Here is a 23510-nt window from a genome sequence, read left to right as displayed (position 1 = left end):
ACGTCAGAGCAGAGGGTCGATAATGGCCGAGATTTCCTCAATCGACAGCGCCCCCTTGTAGGTCTTCCCGTTGATAAAGAAGGTCGGCGTCGAGTCGACCTTGAATTCATCGGCGCCGCGCTTCTGGACCGACCTCACATCGTCCAGAAGTTTCTGGTCCGTCAAGCAGGCCTCGAACGACTCCTGTGTAAAACCGGCCATCTTGGAGATTTGCAGCAGGGCGTCCTTGGTATTGGCGACACCTGCCCAGTTCGCCTGCTGCTTGAACAGAACGTCCACCATTGGGAAATAATTGTCCTTGGAGCAGCGCGCCAGCATGAAACCGGCCTCGGCGCTGGGATCGAAGGGGAACTCGCGCAGGATAAGGCGGGCCTTGCCGGTATCGATGTATTTCGTCTTCAGCGTCGGGAGCGTGGTTTCATGGAAATGCGCGCAGTGCGGGCAGGTCATCGAGGCATATTCGACGATGGCGACCTTCGCGTCGTCCTTGCCGAGCTGCATGTCGGGCAGTGCGCCGGGCTTCAGCAAGGCAGCCATGTCCACCGTGCCCTGGGCCTCAGGCGCCTTGGCCGCGGCCGGAGCGGCCGGCTTTGCCGGATCGGCCGGCTTCATCGCATCGGCGGGGGCCGCAGGCTTCACATCCTCCGCCACGGCTTTCTCGCCCGAGTCGCTGCAGGCGGCGAGCAGAGCCACCGCCGGAATGGCGGCCAGTGACGACAGGAGGTTTCTGCGGGACAAAAGACGGAGCATACGAATCACCTGACAATGGTTGGATTTTGCAATGCAAAGGCTAGAAAAGGCGAGAGTTGGCGCGAATTAAGGCATCGCCGTCCCCATTCCAATCGCCAAAACTTGGCTATGCGATCACGAAAGCGCGAGATTATGTTTTCTTTTGACCGAGAACGGTGGCGCCGAGCCGCTCCAGCGAGGCGCGCAGCCCATCATCCTCGATCATTCCGACAGTGCCTGACAGCTTCACCTTCTCGGCCGCGGTCAGCGGCCGGATGCTTGGTTTAAGCCGCCCTTTGTCAACCGTGACCGGCTTTTGCACGATTCTGATCCGGCCGATAGCGTTGAAGCCGAGGAAGGCGTTGACCCGGTTGATGATCTCGCCGGTCTCGTGCTGCAGATGGAGCGCCGCCATGCCTTCGCAGGCGATGACCAGCACCGCCGGCTCGAACGGATCATCTTCATGCATTCGGCGCGGCCACTGGATCTTTTCAGGGCGCGAACGGCTGGCAAGCCGCGGCCCGGCAATCTCCTCCCATGACTGGACGAGCCCGATCGACATGCCGGCTCGCTTGCGCAGCACCGGATCGAGGATCTGGGTTGCGAGATCACTCACCGGAACGGGATTGCCGAAGGGCCTTTTCCCTGCCATGTGCGTTCTCCAGTCACGACCTTCACCATGCATCGGTTAGGCCAGTCCTCGATCAATGGCACTGCACGACCAGACCCGCAAGACCGCATCCGTAGACAGCGGCAAAGCCGCATCCGGAGAAAGTGGCGAGATCGCGTCCCGCCTGCTCGCCTGGTACGACGCGCATCATCGCGACTTGCCGTGGCGCATTGCGCCGCGCGAGTTGGCACGCGGCATACGACCCGATCCCTACCGGGTCTGGCTTTCCGAAGTCATGCTGCAGCAGACCACGGTCGAAGCCGTAAAATCCTATTTCCGGGCCTTTGTCGAGAAATGGCCCGATATCGAGGCGTTGGCCGCTTCAGCGACCGAAGATGTCATGAAGGCCTGGGCCGGACTCGGCTATTATTCCCGCGCGCGCAATCTCAAGGCCTGCGCCAATCTCGTCGCGCGGCAAGGCGGCAGGTTTCCGGATACGCAAGCTGGCTTGAGAGAGCTGCCCGGCATCGGCGCCTACACGGCGGCGGCGATCGCCGCGATCGCCTTCGACCAGCCCGCCGCGGTCGTCGACGGCAATGTCGAGCGGGTGGTTTCCCGGCTGTTTTCGATCGTCACGCCGCTGAGCGAGGCCAAGGGCGACATACGCACCTATGTCGAGCGCATGGTTCCAGCGACCAGGCCGGGCGACTTCGCCCAGGCGATGATGGATCTTGGCGCGACGATCTGCACGCCGCGGCGGCCGCGCTGCGGGCTCTGCCCGCTGCGCGAGGATTGCAGCGCCATTATTTCCGGCGATGCCCAACGCTTCCCTGTCCGCCTGCCGAAGGGCGAGAAACCATTGCGGCGCGGGGCTGCTTTCGTTGCCGTACGCGGCGATGGCGCCATCCTGTTGCGCAAACGTGGGGATAAGGGCCTGCTCGGCGGCATGACCGAAGTGCCGACGACCGGCTGGAACACGCGGATCGACGGCGGCACCACAGCGGCGGCGGCGCCCTTCCCCGGCAACTGGCGGCCAGCCGGGAAGATTGGCCATGTCTTCACCCATTTCGCGCTCGAACTCGAAATCTTCAAAGCGATGGCCGATGTCGCCGCCCCAGCGGGTCATTTCTGGTCGCTGGCCGACGAAATTTCCGGCGAAGCACTGCCCACCGTCATGAAAAAGGTAATCGAAGCAGCGATACCGGGCGCGACGAAGAAGCAGCGCGCACATTGAATTGCCCACGTCGCCCCATTTGAACTGCGTTGAACGAGGACAAGAATGACCGAAATCCGCCACATCGTTTTCGACATCGGCAGAGTGCTGATCCACTACGATCCGAACCTGCCGTTCAGCCGTATCATTCCGGATGCCGAGGAGAGAAAGTGGTTTTTCGACAATGTCTGCACGCATGACTGGAACATCGAGCAGGACCGCGGCCGCACCTGGGAAGAGGCCGAGGCGTTGCTGATCGCCGAATACCCGGACCACGCCGAAAACATCCGCAACTTCCGCCGCCTCTGGCACGAGATGACGCCGCACGCTTATGACGACAGCGTCCAGCTCATGGACAAGCTGATCGAGAGCGGCCACGACGTCACCATGCTGACCAATTTTGCGTCCGACACGCTTGCCGAAGCCCGGCAGCGTTTCGACTTCCTCAACCGCCCGCGCGGTGTGACCATTTCGGGCGAGATCGGCATGATCAAGCCGGATCGCGGCATTTACGACCATCACGTCGCCGCGTTCGGCCTCGAGCCCGCGGCCACGCTGTTCATCGACGACAGCCAGAAGAATGTCGACGGCGCCAAGGCGGCCGGCTGGCAGTCGGTGCTGTTCACCGACGCAAAGACACTCGAGGCGGACCTCGATCGCCTGGGGGTCAGAGTGTGATCACTGCGACGGGCCTGACCGCAGTCGCTGAGACGCGCGGTCCACGGCGCTGCCATTGGATCCGTCTCGGGCGCTACTTGACGTGAGAAGCGTAGATGCGATCGAACTCACCCGTCGCCTTGGCAAGATGCAACCATTGGTCGACATAGGCCTTGAAGACAACGGCACCCTCAGGAAGCATATAACCCATTTCGCCATATTGGAGCGGCTTCTCGGGGTTGATCGCGCAAAGGCCGGGGTGAAGTTTCTCCTGCAACTCGGTTTCGACCGATTCGGCGATCATGATATCGGCTTTGCCGTCAAGGATTTGGCGGAAGATCGTGACGTTGTCCGGGTAGATCTCAATTTTAGCGTCACTGAGTTTTTCACGCACGAATTTCTCATTGGTCCCGCCGGGATTAACAATCACAGTCACATCCGGCTTGTTGATGTCGGCAATCGATTGGAATTTCGCCTCGTCCTCGCAGCGCGCAATCGGTGCCTTGCCATTGACGAGATAGGGCTCGCTGAAGAACACCTGCTTCTGGCGTTCCAAGGTCACCGAAATACCGCCCATCGCGATGTCACACTTGCCGGTCGTAAAATCGGCAAGCAATTTTTTCCAGGTAGTCGCCACGAAGTCCGCCTCGACCCCTAGTGAGCTTGCCAGAGATTTTGCGAGATCGATATCGATGCCCTGGTAGTTGTTCGCGGGCTTGTCATGAAAGGTGAAGGGCTTGTAGTCGCCGGTCGTACAGACGCGCAGCTTGCCGTTCTTGATAACCGCATCAAGCTGGTTTTCTGCGCCGGTGTTCTGCGCAATCGCCGGAGAGGCCAACAAACCCATGACGAGGGCGGCGACAAACGGCGAGGCAAGAGCTTTCATGGATCTGGTCTCCGATGGATAAGAGAATCGAGCATTCGAGAAACGGTGGGCAAAGGTCAATAACTCTTCCTGGGGAATCGCTCACCGTGATCCTCCGGCGGCGCCGAAAACCCGAACCGGCTACCCGCGCTAGTGGTACCCACCTGACATAAGAGTCCGGCTCGGGATTCCTCTTGGCTCCACGCGAAGGAGCGGTATTTAGTTTGGCTCCACGCGAAGGAGCGGTATTTAGTTTGGGCCAACTCAGTCAGTCACCGTCGTGAAAACTTCGAGTACCAATTCCATTCCCACGTTCTGCCTGCATCAGCGGAGAACGCACGGCTGTAAATCGGGGTTTTCGGGTTGCGCTTATCCCAGTGGAATTTCACGATAGCGTCCTTGCCGGCCACAACCTCACGGCCGAAGAATTCGCCTTCGTCGCCATTGAACGAGCCCACCTTTCCGTCGTCGAGTTTGCCCGCGTTGCTGTCGGCCCAGTAGATCGTCCAGAGACGCGTCTTTGGATCGAACAATCGCACGGTGAGGCCCTCGAACGGCTTTCCTCCCAACTCCGTTTGAAAAATGTCGAAGTTGCCCAAACCCACTAGGATTTGGCGGAACTCCTAGGTCGCGTCGAATTCCTCCCACTCGTCGCTGCCGGCCAGCGGTTCCTTCAACGTGCGATTCCTGATGTTCCAGTTGCCCACCAAATAGTCGAAGTCATTTTTGGACGACATCTCGCTCGCCGTTATCGCAAGTTTCCCGTCCGATGAAAGAGAGAACGCACTCATCTACTTTCCTTTGGATCGACGTCGTGCCAGCACTCCCATCGCCGCGGACATGACGAATGTATGGGCGTTTCTTCGATGACTGCGGCGCGCTTCGCATGTCCGATCGCGGCAACAATTGGATGGGAACCCAACCGCGCGTCGTGATGCACGCGCGCCGTCACCTCCATGTTGCAACGCGTAAGCCGAAGACCCGTTCCGGGCACGATTCGCTTCGGTTAGCTCCGCCACTCCGTCGCGAAGTCGCGTTGCTCCGCGGGGCATCACCATCCGCAGGACAGTCGATATGATTATCGGCACGTTCTGCATCCTGGGCGGACACGCGCTGTTGCATGATGACCGAGACTTCGACCCGATGGTTCGTTACCTCGGCCTGCGCGCCGCATGAGAACGATGTGCAACGAGACCTCTGTAGCGGTTATCGTCAGGCCCCTGCCCGCTCCATGCCGAGGCGGGCGATGCGGCGAAGCTCGTCGATCGGGGTCAGGCCGCCGCTGCGCTCATAGTGCCAGAAGGTCCAGCCGTTGCAGGCATCCAGCCCCTGCACTTCCGCGCCGATCTTGTGGATCGATCCGGCGCTGCCGCCGACCGCCACAGTGCCGTCGGCGCGCACCCTGGCCGCCCAGCGCTTCTTGGCGTCGTAGAGCGTGGCGCCCGGCAGCATCAGCCCGGTGTCGATGAGGCTGACGAAAGCGACGCGCGGCTCGGCGCGCTTGCCGGTAAGCACAGTAAGAGCAGCGCCGTCCAGCGGCCGGACTGCATCGATGCGCTCGTTGGCGGCGTCGATATAGGCCTGCTCGCGCTCGATGCCGACGAAATGGCGGCCGAGGCGCTTGGCCACGGCGCCGGTGGTGCCGGAGCCGAAGAAGGGATCGAGCACGATATCGCCGGGCTTCGTCGAGGCCATCATGATGCGGGCGAGCAGCGCTTCGGGCTTCTGCGTCGGATGCAGCTTGTCGCCATTTTCGTTCTTGAGGCGCTCAGCGCCGGTGCAGATCGGAAACAGCCAGTCGGACCGCATCTGGATGTCGTCGTTCGACGCCTTCAGCGCTTCGTAGTTGAAGGTGTAACCCTTGCCCTTCTGATCGCGCGAGGCCCAGATCATCGTCTCATGGGCGTTCTGGAAGCGGCGGCCGCGGAAATTCGGCATCGGATTGGTCTTGCGCCAGACGACATCGTTGAGGATCCAGTACCCCAGATCCTGCATCTTGGCGCCGACCCTGAAAATGTTGTGGTAGGAGCCAATGACCCAGATGGTGCCGTTGGGCTTCAACACGCGGCGCGCCGCCAGCAGCCAGGCCCGGGTGAAGGCGTCGTAGACCTCAAAACTTGCGAACTGGTCCCAGTCGTCGTCGACGGCATCGACCTTGGACTGGTCGGGCCGGTGCAGATCGCCGTCGAGCTGCAGATTATAGGGCGGATCGGCAAAGATCACGTCGATGGATTTTTCGGGCAGCCGGTCGAGCGCGGCGACGCAATCGCCCTTCAGGATCGTATCGAGCCATTCGGATTGCTGGGGAGCATGGGAAAGCTCGTCGAGAAGACGCACGGCAGACATTGTGACACCCAAAGCACGCGTTACTGTTTACTCCCTGTTATGGTTACCGATCAGCGTAAATATTCGGTGAAGGCCGAGGGTGCGGACCCCGGGTAATTTGCGAAGATCCGCCTGTTGGTGTATGCCGCGCCGCCTGAACCGTCCCAGCCTCCTCCCTCCCGCTTTTCGGATCGCTATGCCCCAGCCAGACCTTGTCATCTTCGATTGCGACGGCGTGCTCGTCGATTCCGAAATCATCGCCGCGCGCATCGAGGCCGAGCTTTTGACGTCGGCCGGCTACGAGATATCGGCCGAGGAGATTTCCGAGACCTATGCCGGGCTGACCTTCAAGGACATCATGATGCGGGTCGAGGAAAAATCCCGCGTCCCATTCCAAGCCTCGCTGATCGATCGCGCCGAAGACCTGGTCGACCGCCGGCTGCGCAGCGACGTGCGCGCCGTCGACGGGGTGCACGAGGCGGTCGCCGCGGTGACGGCGCCGCGCTGCATCTGCTCGAATTCGCGCACCGAGCGGATCGAATTCATGTTGGAGAAGGTGCATCTGCTGCCGTTTTTCAGCGGCCGGATTTTTTCCTCGCTGGAAACACCTAGCGGAAAATCCAAGCCGGCGCCCGACGTGTTTCTCTTTGCCGCGGCAAAGCTCCAGGCCGATCCGGCGAACACCTTCGTCATCGAGGATTCCGTGCATGGCGTGACCGGCGCCAGGACAGCCGGCATGCGTGTGATCGGCTTCACCGGAGCGGCGCACAGCTATCCCGGCCATGCCGACGCGCTGACCGAGGCCGGCGCCGAAACGGTCATCCGCCGCTGGGCGGAACTGAAAAGCGTGATCTCCGCCCTGTCGGAGTGGTCGGCGGATGCGTGAAGCAGGCGTCCAAATGGACGCGCAGATCCAAAGCCGCGGCTATTCGGCCGCGGCAACCTTCTTGTCAGTCTTCTTCGGCGGGCCTTCGTCATAGCCGGCGAACACCTGATAGTCCCGCGCGGTGGGTTCGGGAACGACAACGTTCGAATCGGTGAAGACGAACTGGGTGGCACTCGAGGGATTGGTAACCTGGACCTGATGTTGGTGAAGCTGCGAGTAAAGGACCTCCTTGCCATGCATCACAGCGATACGGATCGGCATGGTGATGGTGCCAGGGCTGAACATCGGTCCCGGAACGACCTTGCCGGCGACGGCGATCTTCATCGTCAGCGAGCCGTTGGCGCGGATGCAGTCGCGGGTCACATCGGTGATCGAGGCCTGATAGACGATCTTGGCGGAATCATCCTGCTGGCCGCTGCTCGCGTCAAGCGCAGCAGCTTCCGCATCCAGGGTGGCGGCTTTTTTCTTGAGCTTTTGACTGCCCTTGGCATAGGTATTGAAGAAGGCGGTGCCGTCGCGCAGCGTCACTTTCGGACAATAGGCCAGCAATTGGCTGGCGAGAACCTTGGGGTCCGGCGGTGGTGGCGGTGTCGTGTCCTTCTTTCCGAAGCCCAGCATGCTGCTGCCGCCTGATTGGCAGCCGGCGGCGGTAAGCATAAAGCCGGCGAGCGCCAGACCCGCGACAAAACGACCGTTAAATGTATGAAACGCCATGAACTGCACTTCCCTCTCGCAAAGCGGGTGACGTATATCAACCGCGCGGCAAAAATGCGACTGAGCAAGTACGGAAATTAACCACTTTGCCGCGGACAATACCGCCCGGCAGCAATGGAACATGACGATGCGTTATGTGAGTACCCGCGGGGAAGCGCCCGTGCTTGGATTTTCCGACGCTGTGCTGGCGGGTTTGGCGCGCGATGGCGGACTTTATGTCCCTGAAACCTGGCCGCAGTTTTCGGCAGCTGAGATCCGCGCGATGCGCGGCCTTGCCTATCCCGACCTCGCCATCCGCGTGCTGTCGCCGTTTCTCGGCGGCGAGATCGCGATGCCGGTGTTCGAACGCCTGGTGCGCGAAGCCTATGCGACGTTCCGTCACGAGGCGGTCTGCCCGCTGGTGCAGACCGGCTCGAACGTGTTCATTCTGGAACTCTTCCATGGCCCGACGCTTGCCTTCAAGGACGTCGCCATGCAGCTTCTCGCCCGGCTGATGGACCATGTGCTTGCCGAACGCAACCAGCGCGCCAGCATTGTCGGCGCCACCTCCGGCGATACCGGCGGGGCCGCCATCGATGCCTTCGCCGGGCGCAACCGCACCGACATCTTCGTTCTTTTCCCGCACGGCCGGGTCTCGCCGGTGCAGCAGCGGCAGATGACGACGTCCATCGCCGTAAATGTCCATGCGCTGGCGGTCGAAGGCAATTTCGACGATTGTCAGGGCCTGGTGAAGGACATGTTCAACGATCACGGTTTTCGCGACCGGGTATCGCTGTCCGGCGTCAATTCGATCAACTGGGCCCGCATCATGGCCCAGATCGTCTATTACTTCTCATCGGCGCTGTCGCTCGGCGCGCCCGACCGGCCGATTTCGTTCACGGTGCCGACCGGCAATTTCGGCGACATCTTCGCCGGCTACGCCGCCAAGAAGATGGGGCTGCCGATCGAGCGGCTGATCATCGCAACCAACGACAACGACATTCTGGCGCGCACGCTGTCGAGCGGCGAGTACCGCACGAAAGGCGTCTTTTCGACCACGTCGCCGTCGATGGACATCCAGGTCTCTTCGAATTTCGAGCGCTTGCTGTTCGAGGCGGCCGGCCGCGACGCCTCTACCGTGCGGCGCTACATGAGCGGCCTCAAGCAGTCCGGCGCCTTCACCATCGAAGCCGGCGAGATCGCCAGGATCCGCTCCGAATTCGACGCCGGCCGCTCGACCATGGACGAAGTCGCCGCCACGATCCGCTCGACGCTCGCAGCCAGCAACTATCTGCTCGACCCGCACACGGCCGCGGCCATGCACGTTGCGGTTGCAAAAGCCACCAATGCCGTGCCGATGGTGGTGCTGGGCACCGCCCATCCGGCAAAGTTCCCCGCCGCCGTCGAAGCGTCCAGCGGCGTGTCGCCTGCCCTGCCCGCATGGCTAGGCGGGTTGATGACTTCAGAGGAAAAATACACGGTACTTCCATCCGACCTGAAAATGGTGGAAGATTATGTTAGCCGCCACACGCGGGCGGCAAATTAGGGAGTATCAGCTATATGGGTGTTGAGGTAAGCCGTCTGTCGAACGGCCTGACAGTCGCCACCGAAACCCTTCCAAGCCTCGAATCCGTCGCTCTTGGCGCCTGGATCAAATCAGGCGCTCGCAATGAGCGTAGCGAAGAGCACGGAATGGCCCACCTGCTTGAACACATGGCGTTCAAGGGAACCAGAAGGCGCAGCGCCTTCGAGATCGCCTCCGAAATCGAGGATGTCGGCGGCGAGATCAATGCCGCCACCAGTGTCGAGACCACCTCCTATTATGCCAGGGTGCTGAGCGACGACGTGCCCCTGGCCGTCGATATCCTGTCCGACATCCTGCAGGAATCCGAGTTCGACCCGCAGGAGCTGGAGCGCGAGCAGCATGTGATCCTGCAGGAGATCGGCGCCGCACACGATACACCCGACGACGTCGTCTTCGACCACTTCACCGAGACGGCCTTCCGCCACCAGACGATCGGCCGCTCCATCCTCGGCACGCCGGAAACCGTCAAATCCTTCACCTCGAAGCAATTGCACAAATTCATCGAACGGCAATATGGCGCCGAGCGCATGGTGGTCGTTGCCGCCGGCGACATCAAGCACGACAACTTCGTGCGCGAGGTCGAGAAGCATCTCGGCGGTTTCCGCAGCAAGTCCGACAACACCATGCCGCAATATGCGCAATATGTCGGCGGCGATTTCCGCGAGGACCGCGACCTGATGGACGCGCAGATCGTGCTGGGGTTCGAGGGCCGCGCCTATCATGTACGCGACTTCTACGCCTCGCAGGTCCTGTCGATGATCCTTGGCGGCGGCATGTCGTCGCGTCTTTTCCAGGAGGTCCGCGAAAAGCGCGGGCTGTGCTATTCGGTCTATGCATTCCACTGGGGTTTTTCCGATACCGGCATATTCGGCGTCCATGCCGCGACCGGGCAGAGCGATATCGCCGAATTGGTGCCGGTGGTCATCGGCGAGTTGCAGAAGGTCGGCGAGAACATCCTGCAGGAGGAACTCGACCGGGCACGCGCCCAGTACCGTGCAGGCCTGATCATGTCTGCCGAAAGCCCAGCCAGCCGCGCCTCGCAGATCGCCCGGCAAATGCTTCTGTTCGGCCGGCCGATCGCCAAGGAAGAGCTGATGGAACGGCTGTCGGCGTTGACGGTCGAGCGGTTGACGGACCTGTCGTCGCGGCTGTTTTCGACCAAGCCGACGCTGACTGCCGTCGGACCGGTGGGCACGCTCGCTCCCTATGAGGCGGTCCTCGAGTCGCTTTCGGGCACGCAGACCACGGCCCGAAAGCTCGCCGGCTAAGTCCATCAAAGCGTCATGTTCGCGCTCCCTTTCTTTCGCCGTGACCTGCCGGCACTGAAGGGTGACCGGGTCACGCTGCGCGTGCCGCTGACCAACGACTATCGTGAATGGTCGGTGCTGCGCGGGGAAAGCCGCGCCTTCCTGGAGCCGTGGGAACCGCGCTGGAACCCCGACGAGCTCGACCGCACGGCCTGGCGGCATCGCCTCAGCCGCTATCGCGAAGACTATGCGCAGGGAACGGCCATAGCCTTCTTCATCTTCGACAAAGGCAACGGCAAGCTTGTAGGTGGAATCACCCTCGGCAATATCCGCCACGGCGTCGCGCAAAGCGGCCATATCGGCTACTGGATCGGCGAGCGCTACAGCGGCCGTGGCCTGATGACCGACGCGGTCAAGGTGGTGACGCGCTTCGCCTTCGATACGCTGAGGTTGCACCGGATCGAAGCTGCCTGTATTCCCGACAACGCCCGGTCGATCCGCGTGCTTGAAAAAGCCGGATTCCGGCGCGAAGGACTTCTCCGATCCTATCTCAGGATCAACGGCATCTGGCAGGACCACTACCTCTACGCCCGGATCGAGGACGATCCGCCGGGCGCGGAAACGAAGGACTGATTTTGACGAATTTCCTGCGAATCGGGTCGTTGTTCGCCTTTGTGCTGACGGCAATCGTCGTGCTCTGCGCGGCGTCTTCGGCCTTCGCCGTCGAACCGATCAAGATTGCTCGCGACGACGTGGCGCTCGACCTTTCGGGCGCCGTCGAAATCTACCGCAACCAGGGCGAGAATTTTCAGGTGTCGACTGCTCCGGGACCGGACGGCATCGTGCGGCGCATCGAGGTCGAGGCCAATGATGCGCGCTCGACCGGCGACTGGGCGGTGTTCGCGCTTGCCAACACCACCGACCAGCAGCTCGACAGGCTGATCGTCGCACCGCATTTCCGGCTGGTGAATTCCGGTATCTTCTGGCCGGATCTCGGCTCGACCCGCATTGCCGCGATCACGCCCAGCGAGGGCTTCGCGCTTGACCGCCAGAGCAGCCCCGACGCTGATGTGTTCCGGGTGACGCTGAACCCCGGAACGGTGATCACCTTCATTGCCGAACTGGCGTCGCCCAAACTGCCGCAGGTCTATCTTTGGGAGCCGGAATCCTACAAGGATTCGGTCAATTCCTACACGCTGTTTCGCGGCATCGTCATCGGCATCGCCGGCCTCCTGGCGCTGTTCCTGACCATCCTTTTCGTCGTCAAGGGGACCTCGATGTTCCCGGCAACCGCAGCACTCGCCTGGGCGGTGCTCGCCTATATCTGCATCGATTTCGGCTTTCTCAACAAGGTCCTGGAAATATCGCCCGGCAACGAGCAGATGTGGCGGGCCGGAACGGAGGTGGCGCTTGCAGCGACGTTCGTGGTGTTCCTGTTTGCCTATCTCAACCTTAACCGATGGCACGGCCATTTCAGCTACGGCGCTCTGGTCTGGATTCTGGGGCTGCTGCTGATCGCCGGCGTTGCAATCGTCGACCCGGCGGTCGCGGCCGGCATCGCCAGGCTGTCCTTCGCCGCCACCGCGCTGACCGGTCTCGGCCTGATCATCTTCCTCGGCATACGCGGCTACGACCGTGCCATCATGCTGGTGCCCAGTTGGGTCATGGTCCTGTTGTGGCTATGCGGGTCGTGGATGGCGATCACCGGCATGCTCGACAATGACATCGCCCAGCCGGCACTGGGCGGCGGGCTGATCCTCATCATCCTGCTCATCGGCTTCACCGTCATGCAGCACGCCTTTGCCGGCGGTGCGCTGCATCAGGGCCTATTCTCCGATCTCGAACGGCAGGCGCTGGCCGTGGCCGGATCGGGCGACACGGTGTGGGACTGGGACGTGATGCGCGACCGCGTCGTCACCAGGCCGGATGTCAGCATCCAGCTTGGCCTTGCGCCCGACAGCCTGGGCGGCGCTGCCCGCAACTGGCTGCCTGTACTCCATGCCGACGACCGCGACACCTTCCGTACGACGCTCGACGTGGTGCTCGAACACCGGCGCGGCCGGGTGTCGCAGAATTTCCGCCTGCGCGGCGCCGACGGGCACTATCACTGGTTTTCGCTGCGCGCCCGGCCGGTGATCGGATCGGACGGCGAGGTAATCCGCTGCGTCGGCACCATGGTCGACGTGACGGAGCAGAAGAAGTCCGAGGAGAGGCTGTTGCACGATGCCGTGCACGACAATCTGACCGGCCTGCCGAACCGGGAATTGCTTATGAACCGGCTGGAGGCGATCATCTCGATCGCGCGCACCGAAGAGAAGGTCCGTCCCACCGTCTTCGTCATCGACATCGACCGGTTCAAGCAGGTCAATGACGGGCTCGGCATCTCGGCCGGCGATACCATCCTGCTCACTGTTGCGCGCCGGCTGCACCGGCTGCTCAAGCCGAAGGATTCGCTGTCGCGCTTTGCCGGCGACCAGTTCGCGCTGATGCTGCTTTCCGAGCAGGACCCGGCCCGCATCGCAGCCGTTGCCGATGCCATCAAGCATGCGATCAACAATCCGATTACCTTTGCCAAACGCGAGATCGTGCTGACCGCCTCGATCGGTCTGGTCACCTGGACCTCGGCGCAGAGTTCGGCCGAGGACATGGTCAAGGACGCCGAGCTTGCCATGCACCAGGCCAAGCGTTTTGGCGGCGACAGGATCGAACCGTTCCGACCCGCCTTTCGGACCGTCGGCACCGACCGGCTGCAGTTCGAGTCCGACCTGCGCCGCGCCATCGAACGGCGCGAATTCACACTCGCCTACCAGCCGATCGTGCGGCTGGAAGACGGCAGTGTTGCCGGCTTCGAGGCGCTTTTGCGCTGGGATCATCCGCGTCGCGGCATGATCCCGCCAGGCGATTTCATCCCGGTCGCCGAGAGCTGCGGCCTGATCGTGCAGCTTGGCTTGTTCGCCATGCAACAGGCCGCCGAAGATCTGGCGGGATGGCAAAAGCAGATCGGCGACGCGCCGCTGTCGGTTTCGGTCAACCTGTCCAGCCGACAACTCATCCGCCGCGATCTGGTCAGCGACGTCCGCTCGGTGATCGCGCGGGCCAATCTGAAGCCGCGCTGTTTCCGACTCGAGCTCACCGAATCGCTGGTGATGGACAATCCCGAGCAGACAGCCCATGTGCTGAACAAGCTGAAGAAGCTTGGCATCGGCCTGTCGCTGGACGATTTCGGCACCGGCTACTCATCGCTGGCCTATCTGACGCGCTTTCCCTTCGACACGATCAAGATCGACAAGAGCTTTGTCGACGACACGACACCGAAGCGCGCGGTGCTGCTCAAATCGATGGTCAACATGGCGCATGAACTTGGCCTTTCGGTCGTGGCCGAGGGCATTTCGGACGAAAGCGATGCGCTCGAACTGCGCCAGATGGGCTGCGAATATGTGCAGAGCTTCATGTTCGGCGCGCCGATGCCCGGTGATCAGGTGCTGAGGACGCTGAAGGAACAGTATCCGCTGACCCGGGCTTGATCTTGTTCATGTCGTTGTCCCAAAACCGCTGCCCTTTTTGGGCGGCATGAGCCTGGCGATTGGCACCCGCTGAAGCGCATCGGCAAGGTCTCGCTTCCCGCGGCTCGGCACTCCATCAATAGCACGACCAGAGGTCACGCGACTGTGAACTGGGAGTATTGGTTTGCGGCTCGCGCTGTGCATCATACCGACTTCGCGAAATCGGTGCGAAGAGCGGACCCGCTGATAATTCAGCCTGCTGCCCGGAATCACCGGGTCATGATGGAGGCCCAACTGATGAATTTCGACAAGATTTCTGCCTGGGCTCCGGTGTGGTTAAACGTCGTGAGGATCATGTCGGCGCTGCTGTTTCTGGAGCACGGAACTCAAAAGCTCTTCAATTTTCCGCCCGCGCCCGAGCCGATGCAACTGTCGGGGCTTATTGTGATCCAGGCATTGATCGAGCTGATCGGAGGCGCGCTGCTTGCCCTCGGACTCTTCACCCGGCCCGTCGCGTTCATTCTGTCCGGCAACATGGCGGTCGCCTATTTCATGGCGCATGCGCCGCAAAACTTCTTTCCGGTTGTCAACGACGGCGACTCGTCGATCCTCTACTGCTTCATTTTCCTGTACTTCTTTTTCGCGGGAGGCGGCGCGTGGAGCGTCGATGCGGCCCGTCGCGGGACCGGCCTCGCGACGCCCTGAACAGGATCGCGAGGGAACTTGCTGGGCGGCTACCAGCGGAGCATGTCCGACAGCCTGCCAGGTCGAAATGATAGGAATTTCCGGCTCCGCTGATCGTCGCTTTCGGGCCCTTCGCTGGACATTCCCCAACACGAGATACGCGCCCTTAGGGCGGCCATTGCCGCACTTTTAACCCGTCGCTTTCCCTTATGCGGGCATCAAATCCCGCATGATCGCGACCGTGCTGCTCGTGTCTAGGTGCCTTCTGTCGGCGATAGAGATAGTTCTCGGGAAGACCGAGGCGACGGCTCGACTGGACGGCCGGAGATGAAGGGAGCACGATGCTCTCGCAGATTGCAGCCGTCGTCTTCACAAAAGCACGCTCCCACGGCTTCAACGTCCAGTGGTCGCCGAGTGCCAACCGCTTGCGGACCCAGCGGGGCAGGATCTCGACAGCTGCCTTCAGAAATGGCCGCTGAAGCGGTTGAGCCACCCCCGGCAAGACGGGAACGTCTTCCATGATCTGCAGGAATTCCAGGACGATCGGCGATGCGACGAGTCTTTGCCTCATCACGTCGAACAGCGCGTAAAGCTCGGCCTGCGACGTGGGCGCGCCAACCGCACCATAGAGAAGCGCGACGGGGCGAGCCTCGGCAAACATCGCATCTCGTTCGAAAAAACGCAGTCGATGCACATAGATGTGATAGGCCTCCATGAAGCCAAACCCGGCCGTCGCTTGCACCCAGTCCAGCAACTCCGGGTCGGTGGCGTGGTATGGCTCACCTTCGCTGGTTCGGCCTGAAACGCGCCCATGCCTCCTGACGACACCTTCAATCATGGCCTTGGCCTTGGTCCGGGGACCGTAGACCGTGACCAAGGCGGCGAGGCCCGTGCGCCGTAATCGTCGGAGCGCGTCGGAGCGGAATGTGCTGTGCTGCCAAATGGCGTCGCGAACCCGCGGCTCTGCCAATTCGAGCAGCACCGCCGTAACCCCGCCGATGAAAAGCGCAACCGGGTTCTTGAAAATACGCCACGACACCGAGCTGGGCGGCAACAGCGCCGGCTCGCCCTGCGGGGTCGAGAAGTCCATCTGCGATCCGAGCCGCTGGCGCATGAACGACTGCGCAAGGGTGTCCACACGACGCTCAAGCAGGCGAGGCAGAGGAAGGGTGCCCGAATTGCCAAACATGCTCCGACTCTCCTGGCAACGCGTGTGGCTGGCGGATGCAGCACGAACGACTTGGCCCTTCCGTCGTTCCAAAGATTCAAACTGGCGCGCTGCATAACTCCGCAAGAACACCGCCCGGACAGTCATCACGAGCCCGGTCGCGCCGGCCCTATGGGGTAAGATCGAGCGCCGGCACGATTCTGTGATAGGGCAGCCCCGCCTCGTCGTTTAGACGCTTCACGTCGACATCGGAGGCAGCGTCAAACAGGCACATGCAGCGCCCGTCCTCCGGTGCGAAGGTCGAGCGCAGGTAGCTGATGTCGGTGCCGTGGGAGGCCATCTCGGCGGCTTTGCTGATCGCCGCCTTCTGCGCATCTCCCAGCGCTTCCATGCTGATGCCCTTGAGATCGCGTTCCACCATGTAGACAGTCATTTCCTTCTCCTCCTGTGAACAGTGACCCCAAGAGTTGAATGCAGCGGCGGGCGAAAGAGAACGACATTTTTTCTATCGATCGATAGCCGACAGTTATCGATGAAAGGATTACAATGTCGTTTCGTGGAACCGCCTCGGGAGGGCTCGCCATGGAGATGTTTCAGGTCCGCTACGTGCTTGCCGCCGCGAAGATGCTGAACTTCACCAAGGCCGCCACTGATTGCAACGTGTCTCAGCCGGCGCTCACCAAAGCGGTCAAGACGCTCGAGGATGAGCTTGGCGCGCCCTTGTTCCACCGCGAGGGAAGGCGCGTCCTCCTGAGTGAGTTCGGACGCTCCATTCTGCCGCATCTTCAGCAGATCATGCAGGAGGCCCACGCAACCAGAACGCTTGCCGACAATTTCAGGTTGCTCAACCAGGTGCCGATCCGCCTCGGCGTCATGTCGACCATCGGCCATGTGAAACTCGCCCGGTTCCTCGCAAAGTTCCAGCGCGACTATCATGGCGTCGAGCTTGAAGTTAGCGAGGCGAGCGTTCAGGAACTGAAAAACAGGCTTGAGCAAGGCGATCTCGATCTTGCCGTTCTCAATCCGCTGGAGGGATTGGGAGCGGCGTTCCGCGTCCATGATCTCTACAGTGAGCGTTACGTCGTCGTATTCGCGCCGGATCACCGGCTTGCGAGCCTGAATGCAATCAAGTTGGTCGACCTCTCTCAAGAACCCTATGTCGATCGTCTGTCCTGCGAAATGCGGGACCTGGTAATGGGTGCGTGCCGGGAAAGAAACGTCAGCCTTTATGCCCGCTTTCGTTCCGAGCGCGAGGATTGGATCCAATCAATGGTGCTGGCGCGGATCGGCTTCGCCTTCATGCCTGAATATTCGGTGACATCGCCTGAACTTTTGCAGCGTCCGCTGATCGAACCCGCGGTGGCACGCACGGTGTCCCTGGCTAGCATTCCCGGCCGGCCCTATAGCCCGGCGACGGCGGCAATGGTCCGAGCTGCCCAGACGTTCGATTGGCCGGGCTAGGCGTTTATGCTGAGGCGTGAGCTTTGCTGATTTGAGATGCGTCAGATTCAACTTCTCGGCCGCTCGGCCCACGTGGCACTCGTCGTGCACGATCTCAAACAGAACGAGGAGGTTGAGATCAATCCTGTTCAGCATGTCGATGAAATCATATCACTGGATTCAGCATCATCGAAGTGCGATCTCCTGAGCAAGCGGAGCAGCGCAAGGCGCGCTTCGCATCGGAAACAGATGCAGGAGCACCCGCATGCCAGTATCGCGACGTTCCCTTCTCGCCGCAGCAAGCGCTGGCGTGGCATTGTCAGAAACTGCAAGATTAACGAACGCCTCGGCACAGGCTCTTGCGGAGCCTGCCATGGACCAGACGGTTGCCGATCTCGTCGAGCGTTCTGCGGAAGCAAATTCGGCGCTGATGCGCGGGGAGATAACGAAGTACTACGAGGTGATCCCACGTACCGGGGACTTCCTGCTGATGTCTCCATTCGGCGGAAGGCCCACGCGGGCTTCTGAACTGACTGCGGAGCGGATCGAGGCGATGGGCCGCTTTTTCAAGAACGGGACCTTCGAGCACGAACTTCTGCAAGCCTATGGTTCCGCCGACATGGTGGTCCTCGCGATCATTGAACGCCCGCACGTCGAGGTCGGCGGTCTGCCAGCCCAGGATTGGCCGCTGCGGGTTACCTTGGTCTATCGCCGCGAAGAGGCGGAATGGCGCCTGGTGCATCGGCACGCTGACCCCCTGGTCAAGGGCGTGAGCCTGGAGCAGGCGGCGGCCCTTGCACGCGGCGAAGCCGCGTGATGCGAAGAGTGTTGCCATCCCGGCGGAGCGCTCTGGCAGTTGGTCCAAAGCCCGCTGAAGGGTTTTCGCTTCTCGTCGATGCAAAACGTCATTTTATGGCGCCAAACGTGGCCCGATGCGCCTTGCGAGCACCTGCTGGTGCCGGTGGAGTAGATCTGCCATAGTCATGCGCCCTGCTCGCTACAGACGGTTGAAAACGGCTGAAAGCAACGCCTGAAGTCAGGGCCACGTTGCCGAGCCTGATCGCGCCTTGCGGATCCTCGAAACGCCAGGCGCGGACCCTCATTCTCCGGCCGCATCGCCTATGCGAGCCTGACTGCCCGAAAGCCGCATAGATTGTTCAGGTGCGATGGGTCCCGTTGGATCTAGCGCGGGTGAAGGGTCACAATGGTCGGATGGAAATTTGAGGGAGGACGATCATGACCTTGCCCAGCTACGCAATGAACCAGGTAAGTTTCCCGGAGATGTACGAGCGGTGGCTCGTCGGCCCTCTCTTCCGTCCATGGGCCGAGATGGCTCTTGACGAGTTGGAATTGTCTTCGGGCGATCGCGTACTCGATATCGCTTGTGGAACAGGAATAGTGGCGCGCGTTGCAAGAGAGCGGCTCGGTGGAGCCGGATTTATCGTCGGTGTCGACGTCAGCGCGGACATGCTTGCCGTGGCGCGGGCTGTAGAACCAGCCGTCGACTGGCGCCAGGGCAATGCCGGCGAGTTGCCTCTGCGTAGTGGTGAGACGTTCGACGTGGTCGTCTGCCAGCAAGGACTGCAGTTCTTTCCTGACAAACCCGCGGCGGCGGCGCAGATGCGTCGCGCGCTGACGAAGGGTGGTAGGCTGGCAATCGCCACGTGGCGCCCGGACGACGAAATTCCGTTCTTTCGCGACCTGCGCCGCGTCGCGGAGCGTCATCTGGGCGCCATCGCCGATCAGCGGTACAGCTTCGGGGAAGCGGCTCCGCTTGAGGCGCTGCTGCGAGACGCCGGCTTCCACGAGGTCCGATCGAGGATTGTTTCGCGCACCATCCATTTCGGGGAAGGCGTACCTTTCCTGCATTTGAATACGATGGCGCTGGTCGGGATGAGTTCGTCAGCCAAGGAATTGGGTGATCAGGAACGCAAGCGCGTCGTGGAGGCGATCGTGAGCGGGAGTGCGCCCGTGCTGCAGCCATACACCATCGGGTCGGGACTGGCCTTCGAGCTCAGCACCAATCTGGCGACAGCCAAAGGCTAAATGATCTCACCAACGGAGAACTCGTTCGATCGAGTATTGTGCCGAGAATGGCTGCTCATTCACAATCTGCCGTTCGAGAACCGAAAGGATTGCCCGGCTGCGGTCGAGGGCAGACCACCTCAGGGAAATTTCTGCTCGCCAATCGAGAGGCTTCACAAGCAACGCATCGGCTACGCAGCCCTCGATTAAAACCAGCTTGTTTTACATTTCGAATTATTTTGCCGCACTGTGGCCATTGTGCCGCCATTATCCATGACTAGTTGAATGAAGCACTGACCGTTCTTCTTGTCTTTTTCGACGTTGACGGCTCAACGTTGGAAATAGACCTGCCCCAAAATATCTGGGCGGCTAGGCAAGGAACGGAGGGGGACCTGGCGTCACTCCAAAGAACATTTGAATTCTTTGCTTGCGGAGCCTTCGTCCTTTCGGGCGGACGGCCTTTGTCGAAAAGGATGGCGGGGCTTGGCCTGGCGGCGACCGTGGCAGCCATGCCATGGCCGGTCTATTCGGGAGTCCTGGTCAACGGCGTGACCGAAGCCGCGGTTGCCACTGCTGTTCCGTTCTCGGCTCTGAGTTTCCCCTCGGCCGCGCCCGAGTTCGACATCATCGATCCAGACACCATATCGACCTCTGGACGCGAGGGAGAACGCACGCTGGCCGAGGCATTGAAGGGCACCGTCTCCATCCTTTCCGAAGGCGCGGAACAGATCGTCATCGGCATGTCGATGCACGAGTTCGGCGAGTACAAGGTGTCGCAGCACATCGCCAGCGAAATCCTTCGTGCAGCCAAGGACACCCAATTTCCTGCCGATACGCTTTTTGCGATCGCCGAAAAGGAATCCTCTTTCGACATCAACAATCGCCCGTCTAAAGGGTCGGCGCTTGGTCTTATGCAATTCCTCGACCAGACATGGCTCGAGGCGGTGAAGAAGCACGGTGCAGAATTCGGCCTGGGCGACGAAGCGGAACTGATACGGACCCGCCCCGAGGGCAAACGCGAATACCATTTCGTCGAGGACAAGGCCGAAGAACAGCGCATCCTTGAATTCAGGCGCGATCCCTATCTGTCGGCGGCACTTGCGGCAAAGAACCTTCTTGCGGCCAAGCAACGCATCGAAGCTCGTCTTGAGAAGGCCATGGATGAAAGGGATCTCTACCTCCCCCACTTCCTTGGCACCAACGGGGCAGCAGCGCTCCTGTCGAATGCCGATGAGAAGCCCAATGCCACGGCCAGCACAATCTTCCCCAAGGCGGCACGCTTCAATATTGCGATCTTCAAGGCCGAGGGAAAACAGCTCACCGTCGGCCAGTTTCGCCAGCGCCTGCGCTCCTTCCTGGAAGCCCGCATCGGCAAATACAGCGATGTCGAAACGCGCGTGAAACAGGCTGACCTGTCCTGGACGTCGGGTTTCGAGAATCTCGTCTACGATCTGGGCAAACGGCTGGCGATGGCAATGCGGCGGTAACCAGCCAGGTATCGGGTTTTCACTTCTAAAGCGCGTCGCGTTGATCGGCCTCACGCGACGCGCTTTTAGGTTGTCGTTTTATGCATGTCGCTATCGCAAAACCGCTACACACTTTTGCGCGACATGCATTAGGCGTGACCGGCGGCCAGGCTGAGATGCGCGAGGTCGATACCGATCGAAGCGAGTATCCGGTCGTATTTGCGTTCGATGTCGGTATCGAACAGAAGCTCCGCATTTGCCGGGCAGGTCAGCCAACCGTTCTCGGCGATTTCGCTTTCCAGCTGACCGGCGCCCCAGCCCGAATAGCCGAGCGCCATCAGCGCGTGCCGAGGCCCGCGGCCCGACGAAATGGCGCGCAATATGTCGACGGTCGCGGTCAGGCAAATGTCGTCGGAGACGGCCAGCGACGATTCCACCCGGTAGTCGCCCGAATGCAGGACGAAGCCGCGGCTGCGGTCCACCGGTCCGCCGTTGCGGACGACGAAGTCGCGGGCCTGCGCGGGCAAGCGGATCGCCTCCTGTTCGTTCATGATGCCGAGTTGCACGAGCAGATCCGGAAACAGCATCTGCTGCGTCTGGTTGATGACCAGGCCCATCGCGCCTTCGTCGCTGTGCGCGCAAATATAGATGACGGAGCGCGTGAATCGGTCGTCCTTCATGCCGGGCATGGCAATCAGGAACTGGTCGTCGAGAAAGCCGCGTCCCGCAGCCATCTTCTTGTGGCGCAACAAGTCCATGAGGGGAGCGTAACGCGTTTCTGGAGCGCCGAAAAGATGCGCCGCGCGCGATTTGGTCGCAGATGTGCATCCAAGGCACGCAAAGCTGTGCCCGAGGTCACACAAAGCTGTGCCCGAGGTCACGCAAATATGATAGCAGCGACGCCATGAAGTCATTGCGCAGCCATGAACGGACGCTCAAATCACCGCCATGCAAAGCTTGAAGGTCCTGTTGCTCAGCGCCGCTGTCGGATGTGGAACCGGTCTTCCCGCCGCAGCCTCCTCGTCGATCTGGTACGAAAGCGAAGGCGGCAAAGTACGCCTTGTGACCAGCGGCAAGCCCGACACAGCCGGACGCATCCATGGCGTCCTCGATATTTCGCTCAAGCCTGGCTGGAAAACCTACTGGCGCGATCCGGGCGACGCGGGCGTGCCGCCGCAAATCGATATCTCGGCCAGCACCAACATTGCCAACGCGACGTTTTCGTTTCCACCACCCCAGCGCCACGACGACGGCTCCGGCAAATGGGCCGGCTACGACCATCCGGTTTCGCTGCCGGTAACGTTCACGCTGTCGGCGCCGAACGAGCCGGCCGTCATCGTTGCCGATATCTTTCTCGGAATTTGTGAGACGATCTGCATCCCGGTGCAAACAAAGCTGACCATCGATCCGGGCTCCGATCCGGACAATGTCGAAGACGCCGCTTTGGTGAAGGCGGCGCTTGCAACGCTGCCTGCTCCCGCAAGACCCGATTTCGGCGTCAATATCCTGCCGGGCGACCGCGCGACACTGATTGTCGAGGCGAGCTTTCCGGGCAATCCCAAAGCAGCGGATTTCTTCGTCGCCGGCGAGCGGGACTACATGTTCGGCGTGCCGGCCCGCAGCGAAAAGGACGGCAAGCTGGTGTTTACCGTGCCGATCCTCGACAGACCGACGACGACGCCGACGGATGGCGGACTTTACTACACGCTGACAACTGCGGCCGGCGCCGTCGAAGGCCTGCTGCCGTTCCCTTGATCCCCAGCAAAGGATGTTCAGATCGAACATCCCTTGCTCCGGCCACCCCGACAGTTGCGGGAAACGGCTGAATTCGCTATCGCAAGGACACTCCCTTCCATTTGTCAAAACGAGGACCACGATGATGATTGCCGTTGGCGACAAGCTGCCCCAAGCGACCTTCAAGACGATGACTGCCGACAGCGCAAAAGCGATCACGACGGCCGAGATTTTCTCGGGAAAGAAGGTGGTGCTGTTCGCTGTTCCCGGCGCTTTCACGCCGACCTGCTCCAACAACCATCTGCCCGGCTTTCTGGATAATTACGACGCCATCCTGGCGCGCGGCGTCGACACCATCGCCGTCGTCGCCGTCAACGATGTTCACGTGATGGGCGCCTGGGCCCGCTTCAGCGGCGGTGAAGGCAAGATCCTCTATCTTGCCGACGGCAATTGCGATTTCGTCAAGTCGATCGGTCTCGACGCCGACCTTTCCGGCGGTGGCATGGGGCTGCGCTCGAAGCGGTTTTCGATGATCGTCGACGACGGCAGGGTCGCCGCGCTCAATGTCGAGACAAAGCCTGGCGTTGATGAATCCGGTGCTGCTCACATTCTCGGACAGCTTTCCGTTTTGGCGACAGCATAGGCCGAGGTTGCCGCGGTCCTTTGGCCTGACGATCGCG

The 23510-nt window shown here is 61.2% G+C and carries 23 protein-coding genes and 2 pseudogenes; 15 read left to right on the top strand and 10 right to left on the bottom strand.

Annotated features, from left to right (window positions below; all coding sequences use genetic code 11):
• Positions 1-3: 3 nt before the first annotated feature.
• Both AC0L28_RS01035 and AC0L28_RS01030 read right to left on the bottom strand, forming a co-directional pair.
• A complete protein-coding gene (locus AC0L28_RS01035) occupies positions 4-750 on the bottom strand; it encodes a DsbA family protein (protein WP_023802727.1) in 747 nt (248 codons plus the stop codon).
• A 130-nt stretch (positions 751-880) separates the two neighbouring features.
• Positions 881-1381, bottom strand: coding sequence for a DUF721 domain-containing protein (locus AC0L28_RS01030; RefSeq protein WP_473475030.1), 501 nt, complete (start codon positions 1379-1381; stop codon positions 881-883).
• Positions 1382-1436: 55 nt separating this feature from the next.
• On the opposite strand from AC0L28_RS01030, the gene mutY reads away from it, so the two are divergent.
• Both mutY and AC0L28_RS01020 read left to right on the top strand, forming a co-directional pair.
• Entirely contained in the window at positions 1437-2573 is a 1137-nt protein-coding gene (mutY, locus tag AC0L28_RS01025) for an A/G-specific adenine glycosylase (protein ID WP_473475029.1), read from the top strand.
• A 45-nt stretch (positions 2574-2618) separates the two neighbouring features.
• A complete protein-coding gene (locus AC0L28_RS01020) occupies positions 2619-3230 on the top strand; it encodes an HAD family hydrolase (protein ID WP_023802724.1) in 612 nt (203 codons plus the stop codon).
• Between the two features lie 73 nt (positions 3231-3303).
• Here the strand turns inward: AC0L28_RS01020 and AC0L28_RS01015 are convergent, their stop codons facing one another.
• Together AC0L28_RS01015 and AC0L28_RS01010 are read right to left on the bottom strand one after the other, a co-directional pair.
• Positions 3304-4095 (bottom strand): transporter substrate-binding domain-containing protein, encoded by a 792-nt coding sequence (locus tag AC0L28_RS01015; protein WP_023802723.1) that lies wholly within the window; start codon positions 4093-4095, stop codon positions 3304-3306.
• 251 nt (positions 4096-4346) lie between these two features.
• On the bottom strand, positions 4347-4679 hold the full coding sequence (locus AC0L28_RS01010; protein WP_023802722.1) for a hypothetical protein: 333 nt from the start codon (positions 4677-4679) through the stop codon (positions 4347-4349).
• Between the two features lie 439 nt (positions 4680-5118).
• Between AC0L28_RS01010 and AC0L28_RS01005 the strand changes: the two are divergent.
• Positions 5119-5250 (top strand): annotated as a pseudogene (locus AC0L28_RS01005) (type II toxin-antitoxin system VapC family toxin); the annotation flags it as partial.
• Positions 5251-5286: 36 nt separating this feature from the next.
• Here the strand turns inward: AC0L28_RS01005 and AC0L28_RS01000 are convergent.
• A complete protein-coding gene (locus AC0L28_RS01000) occupies positions 5287-6420 on the bottom strand; it encodes a site-specific DNA-methyltransferase (protein ID WP_023799298.1) in 1134 nt (377 codons plus the stop codon).
• A gap of 175 nt (positions 6421-6595) precedes the next feature.
• Here AC0L28_RS01000 and AC0L28_RS00995 point away from each other — a divergent pair, with 175 nt between their 5' ends.
• The gene (locus AC0L28_RS00995; protein WP_027152381.1) at positions 6596-7285 is read left to right on the top strand and encodes an HAD family hydrolase; all 690 of its coding nucleotides are present in this window, start codon (positions 6596-6598) and stop codon (positions 7283-7285) included.
• 39 nt (positions 7286-7324) lie between these two features.
• On the opposite strand, the gene AC0L28_RS00990 is transcribed toward AC0L28_RS00995, so the two are convergent.
• A complete protein-coding gene (locus AC0L28_RS00990) occupies positions 7325-7999 on the bottom strand; it encodes a hypothetical protein (protein WP_023799300.1) in 675 nt (224 codons plus the stop codon).
• 127 nt (positions 8000-8126) lie between these two features.
• On the opposite strand from AC0L28_RS00990, the gene thrC reads away from it, so the two are divergent.
• The 5 genes from thrC to AC0L28_RS00965 all read left to right on the top strand — a co-directional run bounded on the left by thrC (position 8127) and on the right by AC0L28_RS00965 (position 15018).
• Positions 8127-9524 carry a threonine synthase gene (gene thrC / locus AC0L28_RS00985; RefSeq protein ID WP_023799301.1) on the top strand — a complete coding sequence of 466 codons (1398 nt, stop codon included), beginning with the start codon at positions 8127-8129 and terminating at the stop codon, positions 9522-9524.
• A gap of 14 nt (positions 9525-9538) precedes the next feature.
• On the top strand, positions 9539-10831 hold the full coding sequence (locus AC0L28_RS00980; RefSeq protein WP_023799302.1) for a M16 family metallopeptidase: 1293 nt from the start codon (positions 9539-9541) through the stop codon (positions 10829-10831).
• A 15-nt stretch (positions 10832-10846) separates the two neighbouring features.
• Entirely contained in the window at positions 10847-11443 is a 597-nt protein-coding gene (locus AC0L28_RS00975) for a GNAT family N-acetyltransferase (RefSeq protein ID WP_091595953.1), read from the top strand.
• A 2-nt stretch (positions 11444-11445) separates the two neighbouring features.
• On the top strand, positions 11446-14334 hold the full coding sequence (locus tag AC0L28_RS00970; protein ID WP_027152376.1) for an EAL domain-containing protein: 2889 nt from the start codon (positions 11446-11448) through the stop codon (positions 14332-14334).
• Between the two features lie 276 nt (positions 14335-14610).
• The gene (locus AC0L28_RS00965) at positions 14611-15018 is read left to right on the top strand and encodes a DoxX family protein (protein WP_473475023.1); all 408 of its coding nucleotides are present in this window, start codon (positions 14611-14613) and stop codon (positions 15016-15018) included.
• A 145-nt stretch (positions 15019-15163) separates the two neighbouring features.
• On the opposite strand, the gene AC0L28_RS00960 is transcribed toward AC0L28_RS00965, so the two are convergent.
• Both AC0L28_RS00960 and AC0L28_RS00955 read right to left on the bottom strand, forming a co-directional pair.
• On the bottom strand, positions 15164-16186 hold the full coding sequence (locus AC0L28_RS00960; RefSeq protein ID WP_128172062.1) for an oxygenase MpaB family protein: 1023 nt from the start codon (positions 16184-16186) through the stop codon (positions 15164-15166).
• A gap of 148 nt (positions 16187-16334) precedes the next feature.
• Positions 16335-16598, bottom strand: a complete 264-nt coding sequence (locus tag AC0L28_RS00955; RefSeq protein ID WP_128167657.1) for a DUF4242 domain-containing protein — start codon at positions 16596-16598, stop codon at positions 16335-16337.
• A gap of 149 nt (positions 16599-16747) precedes the next feature.
• On the opposite strand from AC0L28_RS00955, the gene AC0L28_RS00950 reads away from it, so the two are divergent.
• Positions 16748-17626 carry a LysR family transcriptional regulator gene (locus AC0L28_RS00950; protein WP_236388000.1) on the top strand — a complete coding sequence of 293 codons (879 nt, stop codon included), beginning with the start codon at positions 16748-16750 and terminating at the stop codon, positions 17624-17626.
• Positions 17627-17665: 39 nt separating this feature from the next.
• Here AC0L28_RS00950 and AC0L28_RS00945 read toward each other — a convergent pair.
• Positions 17666-17761 (bottom strand): annotated as a pseudogene (locus tag AC0L28_RS00945) (LysR family transcriptional regulator); the annotation flags it as partial.
• A 217-nt stretch (positions 17762-17978) separates the two neighbouring features.
• Between AC0L28_RS00945 and AC0L28_RS00940 the strand changes: the two are divergent.
• The 3 genes from AC0L28_RS00940 (at position 17979) to AC0L28_RS00930 (ending at position 21117) form a co-directional block, all read left to right on the top strand.
• On the top strand, positions 17979-18422 hold the full coding sequence (locus tag AC0L28_RS00940; RefSeq protein WP_473475021.1) for a nuclear transport factor 2 family protein: 444 nt from the start codon (positions 17979-17981) through the stop codon (positions 18420-18422).
• A 419-nt stretch (positions 18423-18841) separates the two neighbouring features.
• Entirely contained in the window at positions 18842-19651 is an 810-nt protein-coding gene (locus tag AC0L28_RS00935) for a class I SAM-dependent methyltransferase (protein ID WP_128172058.1), read from the top strand.
• A 440-nt stretch (positions 19652-20091) separates the two neighbouring features.
• Positions 20092-21117 carry a transglycosylase SLT domain-containing protein gene (locus AC0L28_RS00930; RefSeq protein ID WP_287341578.1) on the top strand — a complete coding sequence of 342 codons (1026 nt, stop codon included), beginning with the start codon at positions 20092-20094 and terminating at the stop codon, positions 21115-21117.
• A gap of 128 nt (positions 21118-21245) precedes the next feature.
• On the opposite strand, the gene AC0L28_RS00925 is transcribed toward AC0L28_RS00930, so the two are convergent.
• Positions 21246-21854: a YqgE/AlgH family protein gene (locus tag AC0L28_RS00925; RefSeq protein ID WP_023799312.1), complete on the bottom strand. Its 609-nt coding sequence runs from the start codon at positions 21852-21854 to the stop codon at positions 21246-21248.
• Positions 21855-22044: 190 nt separating this feature from the next.
• Here AC0L28_RS00925 and AC0L28_RS00920 point away from each other — a divergent pair, with 190 nt between their 5' ends.
• Entirely contained in the window at positions 22045-22851 is an 807-nt protein-coding gene (locus AC0L28_RS00920) for a protein-disulfide reductase DsbD domain-containing protein (protein ID WP_128172056.1), read from the top strand.
• Positions 22852-22972: 121 nt separating this feature from the next.
• Positions 22973-23473, top strand: coding sequence for a peroxiredoxin (locus AC0L28_RS00915; protein WP_128172055.1), 501 nt, complete (start codon positions 22973-22975; stop codon positions 23471-23473).
• Positions 23474-23510: the final 37 nt, after the last annotated feature.

This window comes from Mesorhizobium sp. WSM4847 (genome assembly GCF_055811335.1).
Note: the sequence above shows the minus strand (reverse complement) of the source record. Positions and strands in the feature narration are given on the sequence as shown.